The organism is Reyranella sp. (genome assembly GCF_004297405.1).
GTDB lineage: Bacteria > Pseudomonadota > Alphaproteobacteria > Reyranellales > Reyranellaceae > Reyranella.
Genome location: NZ_SCVC01000036.1, coordinates 86864 through 101665, shown reverse-complemented (window position 1 = coordinate 101665; position 14802 = coordinate 86864). Strand labels below are relative to the sequence as shown.

Below are 14802 nucleotides of genomic sequence, written 5' to 3'. Positions count from 1 at the left end.
CTGATCACATCAGGATTACAGTATGACCGCCAAACTCTTCACTCCTGTCGAGCTCGGCGGCGTCACGCTGCCCAATCGCATCGTCGTTTCACCGATGTGCCAGTACTCGGCCGTCGATGGCAGCGCTCAGCCCTGGCATCAGGTGCATTACGGCATGCTCGCGATGTCGGGGGCGGGCCTGCTTTGCCTCGAGGCGACGCATGTCGAGCGCGAGGGCCGCATCACCCAGGGGTGCCTCGGCCTCTACAGCGACGAGAACGAGGCGGCGCTAAAGCCGGTGATCGACTGGGTGAGGGGATGGATGCCCGGCGTGAAGCTCGGCATTCAGCTTGCCCATGCCGGGCGCAAGGCCTCGGCGCAACGACCCTGGAAGGGTGGCGGACCGCTTACCCAGGCCGACGCGCCCGATCTTCCCTGGACCACCTATTCGGCCTCGGCACTGCCCTATGATCCGGCTGCCAAGTGGCACACGCCCGTGGCGCTCGATGGCGTCGGCCTCAAGCGCGTGAAGCAGGCTTTCGTGACGGCGGCGGAGCGCAGCGCACGGCTGGGCTTCGACGTGATCGAGCTGCATGGCGCCCACGGCTATTGTCTCAGCCAGTTCCTCTCGCCGCTCAGCAACCACCGCACCGACGAGTACGGTGGCACGATGGAGAAGCGCCGTCGTTTCCCGCTCGAAGTCTTCGAGGCCGTCCGCAAGGTCTGGCCGACCGACAAGGCTCTGGGCATCCGGCTTTCGGCCGTCGAGTGGGTCGAGGGTGGCGTCACGATCGAGGATACGGTCGAGACCGCGCGCCAGTTGAAGGCGCTCGGCTGCGACTTCGTCGATGTGAGTTCGGGCGGCAATGCGCCGGGACAGAAGATCAAGATCGAACCCGGCTACCACGTTCCGTTCGCGGCGCGCGTGCGCAAGGAAGCCGGCATCAAGACCTGGGCGGTCGGGCTGATCACCGAGCCGGAGCAGGCAGAGCGGATCATCGCCAGTGGCGAGGCCGACTGCACCGCGCACGCAAGGCCGTTCCTGCTCGATCCACGCTGGGCCTGGAATGCCGCACGCGCCTTGGGTGTCGAGACGCCGTCCTTGCCGCTGCCCGCGGTGCGCGCGACGACGATCCTGCCGTTCAAGCCGAAGGCTGCCATGCCGAAGGCGGCAGAGTAGACGAGGGCATGGGCTTCCCGGGCTGGTCGCGCTATTTTGCCGAACAATGCCGCCCGACGTTACCCAGCCGCAACCGCCGGCGCCTGCCGAGGTTCCACGGAAGCCTGAGCCACAGGCGCCGGCCGTGGCTGCGCCTGCATCAGTTCCCGAGCCCGCGCCAGATCCGGTACCCAATCCAGCTCCTCCACCGGCGCCTGCATCGGTCACTCCGCCGACGGGTCTGACGAAGCGCGAGACCAGCCGTCTTCACCGGCTGCTCGTGGTTGGCGGGACGCTTCTTGCACTTTTCATAATTTGGGAAGTTTTCACCGCGTACGTCGTCTATACGGACGATGCCTATGTGCGCTCCGACCTCGTCGCGCTGGCACCGGAAATCACGGGCCGAATCATCGCCGTCCATGTCGTCGACAATCAGACGGTCAAGAAGGGCGACAAGCTCGTCACCATCGACCCGGTGCCGTTTCAGCTCGTCGTCAACCAGACCAAGGCACAGATCGAGCAGGCAAAGGCACTCCTGAAGTCTTCGCAAGAGGAGCTCAGCACGGCGCAGGCAGCCCTTGCCGCGTCGACCTCGGCAAACGTCTACGCAGCGCAGGAGCAGGCGCGCTATGCCGATCTGGCCAGGAACGAGTACGCGCCGCGCGCCGAACTCGATCGGGCCAACGACGAACTCCGCCGTTCCCAGGCGGAGATGACGATCAGCCAGATCGCGATTTCCAAGGCGCAGACCGGCATCGTGGCGCACCAGGCTGCCCTGGAAGTCGCCATTGCCGAGAATGCGACAGCCCAGTGGAAACTGGACCGCACGCAGGTCTTCGCACCGGTCAACGGCACGATTACCAACCTGACCTTGCAGCCCGGTGATACCGCCAACATCGACGTGCCGATGATCGGCATTGTCGATGCCGATGCGTGGCGCATCATGGCCAACTACAAGCAGTATTACATTCGCGACTTCAAGGTCGGTCAGACCGCGTGGGTGTGGCTGGACAGCGAGCCCTGGCGTTGGCATCGCGCGAAGATCACCGGTATCGCGCGCGGCATCAGCCGCAATCCGGGGCCGGACATGCTTTTGCCCTACGTGGCGCCGACCACTGACTGGATTCGCCTGCAGCGCCGCATTCCGGTGACCATCGTGCTCGTCGACAAGCCGGACGAGTTCAAGCTCTACATGGGCGCCGATGCGCGCACGGTGATTTTCCCGTGAAGACGTCCTTCGCACGCAATGTGATCGAGGACTTCGCCGAAGGCGGCCGGATGGTCGAACAGACGCTTGCGGGCTTTTGGCGGGAACTGAAGGAACTGGGAACAAACCCCGTGCAGACCCGCCAGGGCATCGTCGCCGCCGTCTCGGTGACCCTGTCGACGACTCTGGCGCTCGCCCTGCAGCTCGACGCGCCATGGTGGGTGGCGATCAGCGGATTCATGTCCCTGATGTCGACGGGCGCAGCTTCCCTGCGCCGCGGCCTCTTGCGCCTGACAGGGACGATCGCCGGTGCAGTGCTCGGCTTCATCATGGCGCGCTGGCTGCCCTACGATCACCTCGCTCTTTGTTTGTTTCTTGCTCTGACGACCGCGTTTGGCGTCATCGCCATGCAGGTCAGTCCACATGGGCTTGCCTGGTTATTCATGTCGATCACGTCGAGCCTGGTACTGCTGTCGAACCTGAACGACCCGACGCAGGCCTTTCAGCTCGCCGTCTATCGCGTGATCGACGTGGCGGTCGGCGTCGGCTCCGCCATTGTCGTCGCCAATGTCCTGCAGGACTGGCATGCCGATCCTCCGCCCACGGCGCCGGGATGGCGCCATCTGCTGGGTGCGCAATGGCCGGCTGTGCTGCATGGCGTCCGATCGGCCATCGCCGTCGTCGCCGTGCTGGAGATCTGGGTCATGATCGACCTGCCGGATGTGACCGAGATGGCGGTTACGATCGCGGTGGTGATGGCCGCGCCCTTGATTGCGGACGGTGGCGTCGGTACGCGGCATCAGGTTGCCCAGAAATCGTTGCATCGTTTCATCGGTTGCCTGTTCGGCGGCGTCGTGGCGTTGGCTTGTCTTGCCCTGCAGGTCGAGTCCTTCATTTGGTGGCTTGCCATGATCGCCGCGGTGGTCTGGGTGGGTATGCACATCCAGGTCGGCAGGCACGGTGTCGGCTATGTCGGCACCCAGTTCGCCTTCGTCTTTGTCATCACCATGATCCAGGGGCTGTCGCCGCCTGCCAGCATCATGCCGGGCATCGACCGGTTTGTCGGCATTACCGGCGGACTCGGCATCCTGATGCTCGTCTCGCTTCTGCTGTGGCCGAGCGCGGAAGAGTTGAAGGAAGAGCTGAAGCCCTAGCGCAGCCGCTGGCACACTGCTTGCACGCTGCCTGTCGTTTCGGAGCGCGATCCATGCAATTGGCAGGAGGGCGTAGTCCGATGCTGCGCTTGCTCACGCGACGCCAATCGTTAGGTTGCAAAGATGAAGAGCGACGTGCCGCCGCCGGTGGACCGGACCCTGCGGGCCATTCTTTCCATCATCTTTTCAGTCCTTTGTTTCTCGGTCCTGAATGCAATTTCCAAGACGCTGAGCCAGACCTTTCCGGTCGTCGAGGTCATCTGGGGCCGCTACATCTTCGCCTTCATCTTCATGCTGGTGCTGTTCCTGCCGCAGAGCGGGATGAACCTGTTTCGCTGGCACAACGTGCCGAGCCAGATCATCCGCGGCCTGCTGCTCTTCTTCTCGTCGTTCCTGTACTTCCACGGCATCGTCTATCTGCCGCTGGCGACGGCGGCTTCGATCTCGCTGACCAGCCCGCTGGTGGTGACGGCGCTTTCGTCGAAGTTCCTCGGTGAACCGGTCGGTCCACGCCGCTGGGCGGCGTGTGCCGTCGGCTTCATCGGTGCGCTGATCGTGGTGCGGCCGGGGCATGCCCATTTCGAGTGGCACTCCCTGCTGATCGTCGCGAGCACACTCTGCAGCTCGCTCTACCAGCTCTTCTCGCGGCGCTATGGCCAGACCGAGCGGCCGGATGCTTCAGCCACCATGGCGACGATCGTCGGCACTGTCGTGGCGATGCCGCTGCTGCCCTTCGAATGGGTGACGCCGACGCTCGGCTGGCATTGGGCGCTGTTCGTCGGCATGGGCGTCATGGCGGGCGTCGGGCACTACTTCCTGACGATTGCCTACAGCCAGGCGCCGGCAGCGGTCGTGGCGCCGTTCAACTACATGCAGCTCCTCGGTGCGGCCCTGCTGGGCTATCTCGTGTTCCAGGACGTTCCCGATTTCTGGACCTGGATCGGCGCGGGTGTGATCGTCTGCTCCGGCCTCTACCTCGGCCACGTCGAACGCCAACGCATCAAGTCGGCGCTGAAACCATAAGGCGTCTTGCCTCTCAGGTCAGAACGGCACGCCCGATGAAAAATCCGTCGAGCCCGCCACAGTCGGACCACATCGAGGGCAGGGTGCGAATATCGCCGTCCTTGGTAATCGCGGCTTCGAGACCCGGCAGTTCCGCAGGCTCGACAGGCTGACGGCGCAGGCGCTTGTCGCGGGCCAGCAGGGCCTCGAAACGGGCAGGGCCTTCGTCTTCCTGCAGCGAGCAGACGGCGTAGACCAGCATGCCGCCGGGCTTCAGCAGTTCCGTGGCGTGGAGCAAGAGTCGGTCCTGGGTGAGGGTGAGGCGATCGACATCTTCCTCGTCCTTCAGCCAGGCGATGTCCGGATGGCGACGCAGCGTGCCAGTGCCGGAGCAGGGAGCATCGAGCAGCAGCGCATCGAAGGTCCGCGCGGGCGCCCACTTGCTGGCATCGGCCGTCACGAGTTCGGCTGTCAGCCCGGCGCGCGCCAGGTTCTCGCCCAGCCGCGTCATGCGACGTGCGGAAATGTCGACAGCCGTGACCTCGGCGCCGGCGGCGCAGAGCTGCATCGTCTTGCCGCCGGGAGCCGCGCAGAGATCGGCCACGCTCTTGCCGGCAATGTCGCCCAGCAGGCGCACGGGCAGGGTGGCGGCCGCGTCCTGCACCCACCAGGCGCCCTCGGCGAAACCCGGTAGTTCGGTGATGGCTCCGCCACCCGAGCGGCGCAACGTACCGGTCGGCAGCTTTTCGGCTTCGAGCTGGCCCGCCCAGAAATCGGCATTGGAGCGCGGCGTCAGGTCGAGCGGCGCTTCGATCAAATGTGCGGCTGCAATGGCGCGGGTTTCCGCTTCGCCATAGGCCTCGGCCCAGCTCTCCCACAGCCATTGCGGCGTGTTGAGTCGAGCGGGGTCGCGATCGCCCATGAGGGCTGAGCCGTCGCGGCTGATACGGCGCAACACGGCGTTGGTCAGGCCCTTGAGGTGCGGCAGGCGGGCATCCTCGGCCAGGCGGACCGAGGTATCGACGGCGGCATGCGGCGGCGTACCCAGGAAAAGGAGCTGGGCCGCGCCCAAGCGCAGTATTTGCTTACCGGTAGCGTTAGCGCCTTCCAGCGGCCGTTCTATGAGGCCTGCCAGCACTTCCTCGATTTCGCCCAGCCGGCGCAAGGTCGTGGCCAGCAGCAGGCGCACGAAGGCGCGGTCGCGCGGGTCCAGGCCGGCAAAGCCCTGGTGCCGTGCCAGCGCGTCGTCGAGCGGTTGTCCCTTGTCGAGGCAGGCGACCAGCACATCCAGTGCGACGCGGCGGGAGGCGAGCGGAGTAGCGTCCATTGCGCGGCGCTATAAACCCGGTTGGCGCGCTTGTCATGGGTCTTCATCGCGACTGGTCTGCTGCGGCTGATTATCCTCGCCGCGTTTCCCCTGATCGCACTCTGGCTGCCCCAGCAAATGTAAGGTTACTGTGCCGGCCGAAAGGATTCCGGCATGAAAAGCGTAGGTTCGTTCTTCGGAGATTGGTGGCGGCTCACCATTCCGTACTTCCGCTCCGAGGAGCGCTGGATCGCGCTGATCCTGCTGGCAGGAGCGGTCGGGCTGACCTTGGCCAGCGTCTCGGTGAGTGTGGCCTTCAGCGAGTGGAACCGGCGCTTCTACGACTCCCTGCAGAACAAGGACGAAGCGGCTTTCTGGACCGAGATGATCAGCTTCGGCTGGATCGCGGCCCTCGCCATCTTCTTTGGCGTGGCGCGCGGCCTAGTAAGCCCCTATCTGCGGCTGCGCTGGCGGCGGTGGCTGACCCGGCACTATCTCGGCCACTGGCTGGACGGCCGCGGCTACTACCGTATTGAGCTCGCCCGCAAGGTCGACAATCCCGACCAGCGCATCGCCGAAGACCTGCGCCTGCTCGGCTTCTACACGATGACCCTGCTGCTGGGCTTCATCAGCGCCGTGGCCACGCTCGTTTCCTTTCTGGTCATCCTCTGGATGCTGTCGGGGCCGCTGTCGCTGGCGCCGATCGGGATCGACATCACCATCCCCGGCTACATGGTCTGGGCCGCGCTCATCTATGCCTTCTTCGGCACCTTCTTCGCCAATCTTGTCGGCAGGCGCTTGATCCCGCTCAACTTCATGCAGCAGCGCTACGAGGCGAACTTCCGTTTCGGGCTGATTCGCGTGCGCGAGAACGCCGAGGGCATTGCCCTCTATCGCGGCGAGCCACGCGAGAGCGAGGTGCTCGATGCCCGATTCACCGATGTCTTCAACAATACCTGGCGCGTGCTTGTGACCGAGCTGCAGCTCGTTTTCTATCAAATCGGTTACGGCCAGCTCGCGATCATCTTTCCCTATATCGTGACGGCGCCGAAGTTCTTCGCCGGCGCGATCACGCTCGGCGTCGTGATGCAGACCGCGCAGGCCTTCGGCCAGGTTCAGTCGGCGCTGTCGTTCTTCATCGACAACTACACCAACGTCGCCGAGCTGAGGGCGGTGATGGAGCGTCTGCGCGGCCTACAGGCCGCCATCGACGACAAGCCACCCGAGGGTATTGCCGTGGCGCCGCAAGCGGGAAGTGCCGATGTCGCCACCGCCGGCCTCGACCTCGCGCTGCCCAATGGCCAGAAGCTGTTGCAGGACCTGAACCTCGTCCTGCCCAAGGGCACCTCGACCCTGATCTCGGGCACCAGCGGCTCGGGCAAGAGTACGCTGTTCAGAGCATTGGCCGGCATCTGGCCATTCGGGCGGGGCCAGGTCCGTGTACCGGCAGGCGCGCGCGTGCTGTTCCTGCCGCAGAAGCCTTACATTCCCATCGCCACCCTGCGCGACGCGGTGAAGTACCCCGATGTCGAATCGAAGGCGACGGATGGCGAGATCGTCGACGCACTGAAGGCGGCCCGGCTCGGCCATCTCGCGGAGCGACTCGACGAGGAGGCGCATTGGAGCAACGTCCTGTCGGGCGGTGAACAGCAGCGGCTGGCGATTGCGCGGGCGCTGGTCTTCAAGCCGGACTGGCTGTTCCTCGACGAAGCCACGGCGTCGCTCGACGAAGCCAACGAGGCGGCGGTCTATGCCGTGCTCCGAGAGCGCTTGTCAGGGACGACTATCGTCTCGATCGGCCACCGCCCGTCGCTCAAGCAGTGGCACCAGCAGCATCTCGAGCTGCGCCGGGCGCCGGGTGAGACCGGCAGTCTAGGCGTCGTGGCCTGAGTAACGATCGAAGGTGAGGCCGGGGACGCGCTCCAGGGCGCGCACGGCATCGGCGATGGTGCGCGACTTCCAGGCGTCGCGCGCCCACCAGGCGCCGACATCGATGGTGGCGCTGCCGCCACCGCGCGCCGGCTCGAGCTGTACCACTTTCACCTTCGACGTCTCAGGGCCACCGAGGACGATGGTGTCGCTCAACGTCGAAAGGTGCCAGCGCGTGGCGGCTTGATCGCTCCATAGCGCAAAGCGTTTGTCGTCCAGTCGGGCGGCAATTGGTTTCGGCGTGTTGAGGATCTCGGGAGAGTTCAGGCAGAGATTGACCCCGCGCTTGGGATCGTCGAGCGGGTGGACACGCGTGTCGTACTGGACCGAAAAGAGTTCGACCTTGCCAGGCGCCTTTGCGGCGCGATCGACTTCTTCGTTTGCGGCGAGCCAAGCCGGCATCCAGGGGGCGGCCGCGGCCTCCAGATTGCCCCAGCTCACATAGAGTTTGCCGATACCGTCGCCGAATTCAGACGCCCGCGGCGCGCCATAGAAGGAAGCGCCGATCGGCTGGCCTCTGTCCTTCCAGTTGGCGTAGAGCACGACGTGGTCCGGGGAATGGGCGTATGGCGAGAGCTCGTCGCGGTCGATCTTGCCCGGCATACCGAGCTTGATCACCAGTTGGGCGAACACGTCCTTCGGTGGTTGGCCGGTTGCCGCCAGCTCGTAGGCGACGGTCAGGATCGGCCGGTCCGGCCGTGGCGCCGTCACTTCGAGAAAGCGCGTGGCGAAGCCATAAGCCTTGGGGCAGGCAAGCTCGCGGCTGGCATAGCCGGTGCGCTCGAAGTCCTTCACGACCTCGTCGAAGCGGGTACCCCAGGGCACCAGAGTGCCGTCGGCCAGTCGAAAGCCTTGTGTCGTCTCGTCCATGGGCCGCGAGCTTACGCAGGAAAGACTGGGATAACGCAGTTTCCTTAAAAGAAGGAAGACTTGCCTGTAAGGAAAGTCCGGCCCATGCTCCCGTCATGGACAAGATCGCCCGTACCACCCAGGACATCGGCCGCCGGCTTCGCGCGGCGCGCGTCGGCGCGGGCCTGACCTTGGCGTCGGTCGCGCGTCAGGCGGGGGTATCGGAAGGCTTTCTCTCCAAGCTCGAACGCGGCCAAGCGGCGGCCTCGATCGCCAACCTGATCCAGCTCGCCGACGCACTCGGCCTCGGCCTGCACGAGTTGTTCCCGAGCGACGGCGCGCCCGCCAAGACACGCGTCGCCGTGCATCGCGCCGGGGCGGGTGACCTCCAGGAGGTGGCGGCCACCGGCTATCGCTGGCGCCATCTCGGCGGCGGAGCGCCGCTCGATCGCATGGAAGTATTTCACCTGGTCTTCCCGCGCGCGAAGGGAATGGCGACCACGGTTTCCCATCCCGGCCAGGAGCATTGCTATGTGCTGTCGGGGGAGGTGCTGTTCCATGTCGGCGATGCGCAGTACCGCCTGAAGGCGGGCGACGGCATCCTGATCGATTCCCAGCAACCGCATCGCGCCGAGAATGCCGGTCGTGGCCAGGCGCAGATGCTGATGACAGTGGCCCGCCCGGCCGACGCCTCGGACGTGCCGGACTGGTGGCGTCTTTCTGCGACAACGACCAAGGAGGAAACATAAGCCATGAGCAAGCATGTTCCCGACACAGCCCAGGCCAATGCCGCACTGGGCACCGCCCGCGAGGCCTCGCGCCGCGATCATCAACCGTACCAGGTGCGCCATCTCGACGAGATCGAGTGGGAGACGATCCGCTGGCCGGGCGAGACCGGCAAGATGCTGTTCCATCCAAAGCCCGAGAGCCCGACCGAGCCCAATGCTGGCATCCTGCGGCTTGAGCCCGGCGCGTACCATCCCGAGCACTATCACGGCTTCGCGCAGGTCTGGTACGTACTGAAGGGTGAATTCAAGATCGACGGACGACTCTGCCCGCCCGGCACGATGCTCTATCACCCCGATCCGCATTTCGAGGGCGAGTTCCATACCGACACCGGCGGCGAAATCCTGATCGTGCAGTATCCCGGTCCCTCGACCGGCGAGCGGCCGATCTATGCCGGCCGCTTCAACATGGACAAGCGCAAGTCCGTCGCAGAAGAGCGGGTCGACCTCTAACTGACAGGCGGCTTGGGCGCTGGCTTCCAGAAGTGCAGGACCAGCCAGCCGCCGATCACGAACCCCGCGATGGCGCCGAGCGGCAGACCGACAGTGACGCCGCCCATCGCGGCCGAGCCTTCGAAGCTGCCCCAGATCGCCGTGAAGATGATGGCGAGCGCCATGGCGAGCAGGCCAGCGCCGACGACTGCACCCAGAAGAGCGGCGGCAATCGCCAGAAGAAGGCGGCCCATTGTTGGCCCCTCACTGCGACGGCAGTGATGAGCGTCAGCGCAGGCCGGCGTTGATGCGGTCGAGCGCCGAAGTGCCGGGGCAGAGCTCGGCTGCCTCGAGCGTGTTCAGCGGCGCGTCGATCGTGTTCAAGTTGTCGTGCAGGTCCTTCGGACTCGGATCGACATAGAGCAGGCCGGTCACGACCTCGCCGGCATGCATGCCTTCCTGGACGCGCTTCATGGCGGCGACCTTGTCGGAAGGATCGTAGTCCTCGCCGAGCTTGCGCAGGCGGAGCAGCGAGCCGTCGTGCTGCTGCACCGTGGTTACGGTGCCGGGCTCGTAGTCGGTGGTGATCTCCTCGCGGCCCTCGATGAAGTCGACGCGGTTCAGCGCTTCGTTGTGCTCGCGCACATAGTCGTAGCTCTTGGTCGAACCGGCATGGTTGTTGAAGGCGACGCAAGGGCTGATGACGTCGAGGAAGGCGGCACCCTTGTGCGCCATCGCGGCCTTGATCAGTGGCACGAGCTGGTGCTTGTCGCCGGAGAAGGAGCGACCGACGAAGGTGGCGCCCATCAGGATGGCGAGCGACACCATGTCGATCGAGGAGTCGGAGTTGGCGACGCCCTTCTTGCTGATCGAGCCCTTGTCGGCGGTCGCCGAGAACTGGCCCTTGGTCAAGCCGTACACGCCGTTGTTCATGACGATGTAGGTCATGTTCACGCCACGGCGCATGACGTGCGCGAACTGACCGAGGCCGATCGAGGCGGAGTCGCCGTCGCCCGAGACGCCCATGTAGATCAGGTCGCGGTTGGCGAGGTTGGCGCCGGTCATCACCGACGGCATGCGGCCGTGCACGGTATTGAAGCCGTGGCTGGCGCCCACGAAGTAGGTCGGCGCCTTGGACGAGCAGCCGATGCCGGAGAGCTTGGCGACCTGGTGCGGCAGGATATCGAGCTCGTAGCAGGCCTGGATGATCGCGGCGCTGATCGAGTCGTGGCCGCAGCCGGCGCAGAGCGTCGAGACGGCGCCTTCATAGTCGCGCCGCGTATAGCCGGCCTTGTTCTTGACCAGCGAGGGATGATGCAGCCGGGGCTTGGCGATGTAGGTCATGACGCCGCCTTTTCGAACGAAACTACCTTGAACTGACTGAGCTTCTTGGCGATGTCGGTCGCGATGAAGCGGGCGGTGATCGGTGTGCCGTCATAGTGCAGGACGGGAACCAGCTTGCGTGCGTCGAGCGTGAATTCGCTCATCAGCATGGTGCGGAGCTGGCCGTCGCGGTTCTGCTCGACGACGAACACCTTCTCGTGCTCGTGGATGAACTCCTCGACCGACTGGGCGAAGGGGTAGGCGCGCACACGCAAGGCGTTGACGTGGTTACCCTCGGCCTCGAGATGATCGAGCGCCTCGGTCATGGCCGGGCTGGTCGAGCCGAAGTAGATCACGCCGTAGCGCGTCGGCTTCGGCGAAGAGTAGCGCAGCGGCTGCGGCGCGATCTTGGCTGCCGTATGGAACTTCTTCTGCAGCCGCTCCATGTTGCGGATGTAGACGGGGCCTTCCTCGCTGTAGCGCGCGAACTCGTCCTTCGTGGTGCCGCGCGTGAAGTAGGAGCCTTTGGTCGGATGCGTGCCGGGGTAGGTCCGGAACGGGATCCCGTCGCCGTCGACGTCGAGATAGCGGCCGAAGGTCTTGCCGGCGTCGAGGTCGGCCGCGGTCATGACCTTGCCGCGGTCGAGCACGCGGTTCTCATCCCAGGCGAACGGCTTGCAGAGGCGATGGTTCATGCCGATATCGAGGTCGGTCATGACGAATATCGGCGTCTGCAGGCGGTCGGCGAGATCGAGGGCGTCGGCCGTGAATTCGAAGCACTCGCGCGGGTCCTCGGGGAACAGCAGCACGTGCTTGGTGTCACCGTTGGAGGCATAGGCGCAGGAGAGCAGGTCCGACTGCTGCGTGCGCGTTGGCATGCCCGTAGAGGGGCCACCGCGCTGCACATTGACGATCACCGCCGGTACTTCGGCGAAGTAGGCGAGGCCGATGAACTCGGTCATCAGCGAGATGCCGGGGCCGGACGTCGCGGTGAAGGCACGCGAGCCGTTCCAGCCCGCGCCGATCACCATGCCGATCGAGGCCAGTTCGTCCTCGGCTTGCACGATGGCGTACTTGGCCTTGCCGGTCTCCTTGTCGTGGCGGAACTTCTTGCAGTGAGCCTGGAAGGCCTCGGCGAGCGAGGAGGACGGGGTGATGGGGTACCAGGCGCAGACCGTGGCCCCGCCATAGACGGCGCCGAGCGCGGCCGCACTGTTGCCCTCGACGAAGATGCGGTCGCCGACATTATCGGCCTTGCGGACCTTGAGCTTCACAAGGTCGGGATCGACATGCTGCTTCACCCAGTCCCGGCCAAGGTTCATTGCCTTGACGTTCGAGTCGATGAGCTTTTCCTTGCCCTTGAACTGCTCGCCGAACAGCCGCTGGATCTCCTTCTCGTCGATGTCGAGCAGCACGGAGAGCGCGCCGACATAGATGATGTTCTTGAAGAGCTGGCGCTGGCGGGCGTCGGAGTAGGTGGCGTTGGTGATCGCCGTCAGCGGCACGCCGATCACGTTGATGTCCTCGCGGAACATCGACGACGGCATGGGCTTGGTCGAATCGTAGAAGAGATAGCCGCCGGGCTCGATCTCCTTCACGTCTTCGGCCCAGGTCTGCGGATTCATGGCGACCATCATGTCGACACCGCCGCGCCGGCCGAGATAGCCCTTCTCGGTGACACGCACCTCGTACCAGGTCGGCAGGCCCTGGATGTTCGAGGGGAAGATGTTGCGCGGGCTGACGGGCACGCCCATGCGCAGGATCGAGCGGGCGAACAGCTCGTTGGCGCTCGCTGATCCGGAACCGTTGACGTTCGCGAACTTAACGACGAAGTCGTTAACGGCAGTTATTGCTTGCGGCATGCGTGCTCCGCGTGAGTCATTTCCACGTAATACTTGCGCATATCCCAGGCGCCGGTCGGGCAGCGCTCGGCGCACAGCCCGCAGTGCAGGCAGACATCTTCGTCCTTGACCATCGCGCGGCCGGTCTTGAGGTCGTTGCCGATGTAGAGGTCTTGCGTCGGATTGATCGCCGGCGCGTTGAGCCGGGTGCGCAGATCCTTCTCCTCACCGTTCTCGGTGAAGGTGATGCAGTCCATCGGGCAGATGTCGACGCAGGCGTCGCACTCGATGCAGAGATTGCCGGTGAACACGGTCTGCACGTCGCAGTTCAGGCAGCGCTGGGCTTCCTTGAAGGCGAGCTGCGGATCGAAGCCGAGCTCGACCTCGGCCATGATGTCCTTCAGCGCTTCCTGCTTGGCGCGATGCGGGACCTTGAGGCGGTGGTCGATGGTGGGCGCGTTGTCGTAGCTCCACTCGTGGATGCCCATCTTCTGGCTGACGATGTTGACGCCCGGTGCGGGCCGTTCCTCGACATTCTCGCCTTGCAGGAACTTGTGGATCGAGATCGCCGCGTCATGGCCGTGGGCGGCCGCCCAGATGATGTTCTTCGGGCCAAAGGCGGCATCGCCGCCGAAGAAGACGGTCTTGTTGGTGCTCTGCAGCGTCGTTTCGCCGAGCTGCGGCAGGCCCCACTTGTCGAACTCGATGCCGGCGTCCTTCTCGATCCACGGGAAGGCGTTCTCCTGGCCGATCGCCACCAGGACGTCGTCGCATTCGTAGAATTCGTCGGGGTCGCCCGAAGGAACCAGCGAGCGGCGGCCCTTGGCGTCGTACTCTGCCTTCACCTTCTCGAACAGGACGCCCTTGATCTTGCCGCCCTCGTGCCGGACTTCCTTCGGCACCAGCATGTTCAGGATGGGGATGTCCTCGCCCATCGCGTCTTCCTTCTCCCACGGCGAGGCCTTCATTTCCTCGAAGCCGGAGCGGACTATCACCTTGACGTCTTCACCGCCCAAACGGCGCGCGGTGCGGCAGCAGTCCATCGCAGTGTTGCCGCCACCCAGCACGATCACGCGCTTGCCGACCTTGCTGATGTGGCCGAAAGAGACTGACGACAGCCAGTCGAGGCCGATATGGATGTTGGCGGCAGCTTCCTTGCGGCCCGGCACATCGAGGTCGCGGCCGCGCGGGGCGCCGGAGCCGACGAACACAGCGTCATAGCCTTCGCCGAGGATCTTCTTCATCGAGTCGACGCGCTGGTGGCGGAACTCGATGTTGCCGATGTCGGTGATGTAGGCAACTTCCTCGTCGATCACAGACTCCGGCAAACGGAAGTGCGGGATCTGCGTGCGGATGAAGCCGCCGAGCTTGGGATCCTGATCGTAGATCACGATCTCGTAGCCCAGCACAGCGAGGTCGCGCGCGACGGTGAGGGAAGCGGGGCCGCCGCCGATGCAGGCGATGCGCTTGCCGTTCTTGGCCGGTGCCTTGGGCATGCTGGCCTTGATGCCGTCGTCGTCCTTGTAGTCGGCGGCGACGCGCTTCAGGCGGCAAATCGCGACCGGCTCTTTCTTGCCCTTCACGAGGGTCTCGTCTTCGACGCGGCTGCGCCGGCACGCGGGCTCGCAGGGGCGGTCGCACGTGCGGCCGAGGATCCCCGGGAAGACATTGGATTTCCAGTTGATCATGTACGCGTCGGAGTAGCGTCCGTGCGCGATCAATCTGATGTACTCGGGGACAGGCGTATGTGCGGGGCAGGCCCACTGGCAGTCGACTACTTTATGGAAGTAGTCGGGATTGGCGATGTCGGTCGGCTTCAACAGGAACTCCAAGCGG

The 14802-nt window shown here is 64.9% G+C and carries 13 protein-coding genes; 7 read left to right on the top strand and 6 right to left on the bottom strand.

The window, feature by feature from the left end:
• The first annotated feature begins 22 nt into the window (after positions 1 to 22).
• The 4 genes from EPO50_RS23470 to EPO50_RS23455 all read left to right on the top strand — a co-directional run bounded on the left by EPO50_RS23470 (position 23) and on the right by EPO50_RS23455 (position 4522).
• A complete protein-coding gene (locus EPO50_RS23470; RefSeq protein ID WP_296348042.1) occupies positions 23 to 1159 on the top strand; it encodes an NADH:flavin oxidoreductase/NADH oxidase in 1137 nt (378 codons plus the stop codon).
• 46 nt (positions 1160 to 1205) lie between these two features.
• Entirely contained in the window at positions 1206 to 2366 is a 1161-nt protein-coding gene (locus tag EPO50_RS23465; RefSeq protein ID WP_296348041.1) for an HlyD family secretion protein, read from the top strand.
• Positions 2363 to 3499, top strand: a complete 1137-nt coding sequence (locus EPO50_RS23460) for an FUSC family protein (RefSeq protein ID WP_296348039.1) — start codon at positions 2363 to 2365, stop codon at positions 3497 to 3499. Before EPO50_RS23465 ends, EPO50_RS23460 begins: the two co-directional genes overlap by 4 nt.
• Positions 3500 to 3622: 123 nt before the next feature.
• The gene (locus tag EPO50_RS23455; protein ID WP_296348037.1) at positions 3623 to 4522 is read left to right on the top strand and encodes a DMT family transporter; all 900 of its coding nucleotides are present in this window, start codon (positions 3623 to 3625) and stop codon (positions 4520 to 4522) included.
• A gap of 13 nt (positions 4523 to 4535) precedes the next feature.
• Here the strand turns inward: EPO50_RS23455 and EPO50_RS23450 are convergent, their stop codons facing one another.
• Positions 4536 to 5828 carry a transcription antitermination factor NusB gene (locus EPO50_RS23450; RefSeq protein WP_296348035.1) on the bottom strand — a complete coding sequence of 431 codons (1293 nt, stop codon included), beginning with the start codon at positions 5826 to 5828 and terminating at the stop codon, positions 4536 to 4538.
• A gap of 153 nt (positions 5829 to 5981) precedes the next feature.
• Between EPO50_RS23450 and EPO50_RS23445 the strand changes: the two genes are divergently transcribed.
• Positions 5982 to 7697, top strand: a complete 1716-nt coding sequence (locus EPO50_RS23445) for an ABC transporter ATP-binding protein/permease (protein ID WP_296348033.1) — start codon at positions 5982 to 5984, stop codon at positions 7695 to 7697.
• On the opposite strand, the gene EPO50_RS23440 is transcribed toward EPO50_RS23445, so the two are convergent.
• Positions 7680 to 8606, bottom strand: coding sequence for a hypothetical protein (locus EPO50_RS23440; protein ID WP_296348031.1), 927 nt, complete (start codon positions 8604 to 8606; stop codon positions 7680 to 7682). The genes EPO50_RS23445 and EPO50_RS23440 overlap by 18 nt on opposite strands.
• A 95-nt stretch (positions 8607 to 8701) precedes the next feature.
• Between EPO50_RS23440 and EPO50_RS23435 the strand changes: the two genes are divergently transcribed.
• On the top strand, positions 8702 to 9334 hold the full coding sequence (locus EPO50_RS23435) for a helix-turn-helix domain-containing protein (RefSeq protein WP_296348029.1): 633 nt from the start codon (positions 8702 to 8704) through the stop codon (positions 9332 to 9334).
• Between the two features lie 3 nt (positions 9335 to 9337).
• Positions 9338 to 9823 carry a hypothetical protein gene (locus EPO50_RS23430; RefSeq protein ID WP_296348027.1) on the top strand — a complete coding sequence of 162 codons (486 nt, stop codon included), beginning with the start codon at positions 9338 to 9340 and terminating at the stop codon, positions 9821 to 9823.
• On the opposite strand, the gene EPO50_RS23425 is transcribed toward EPO50_RS23430, so the two are convergent.
• Genes EPO50_RS23425 through EPO50_RS23410 form a run of 4 tightly spaced genes read right to left on the bottom strand, consistent with a single transcriptional unit; the run spans position 9820 to position 14786 of the window.
• Positions 9820 to 10056, bottom strand: a complete 237-nt coding sequence (locus EPO50_RS23425; protein WP_296348025.1) for a hypothetical protein — start codon at positions 10054 to 10056, stop codon at positions 9820 to 9822. The genes EPO50_RS23430 and EPO50_RS23425 overlap by 4 nt on opposite strands.
• Before the next feature lie 34 nt (positions 10057 to 10090).
• The gene (locus EPO50_RS23420; protein ID WP_296348023.1) at positions 10091 to 11146 is read right to left on the bottom strand and encodes a 2-oxoacid:ferredoxin oxidoreductase subunit beta; all 1056 of its coding nucleotides are present in this window, start codon (positions 11144 to 11146) and stop codon (positions 10091 to 10093) included.
• Entirely contained in the window at positions 11143 to 12987 is a 1845-nt protein-coding gene (locus tag EPO50_RS23415; RefSeq protein WP_296348021.1) for a 2-oxoacid:acceptor oxidoreductase subunit alpha, read from the bottom strand. Before EPO50_RS23415 ends, EPO50_RS23420 begins: the two co-directional genes overlap by 4 nt.
• Positions 12972 to 14786 carry an FAD-dependent oxidoreductase gene (locus EPO50_RS23410; protein WP_296348019.1) on the bottom strand — a complete coding sequence of 605 codons (1815 nt, stop codon included), beginning with the start codon at positions 14784 to 14786 and terminating at the stop codon, positions 12972 to 12974. Before EPO50_RS23410 ends, EPO50_RS23415 begins: the two co-directional genes overlap by 16 nt.
• Positions 14787 to 14802 lie beyond the last annotated feature (16 nt).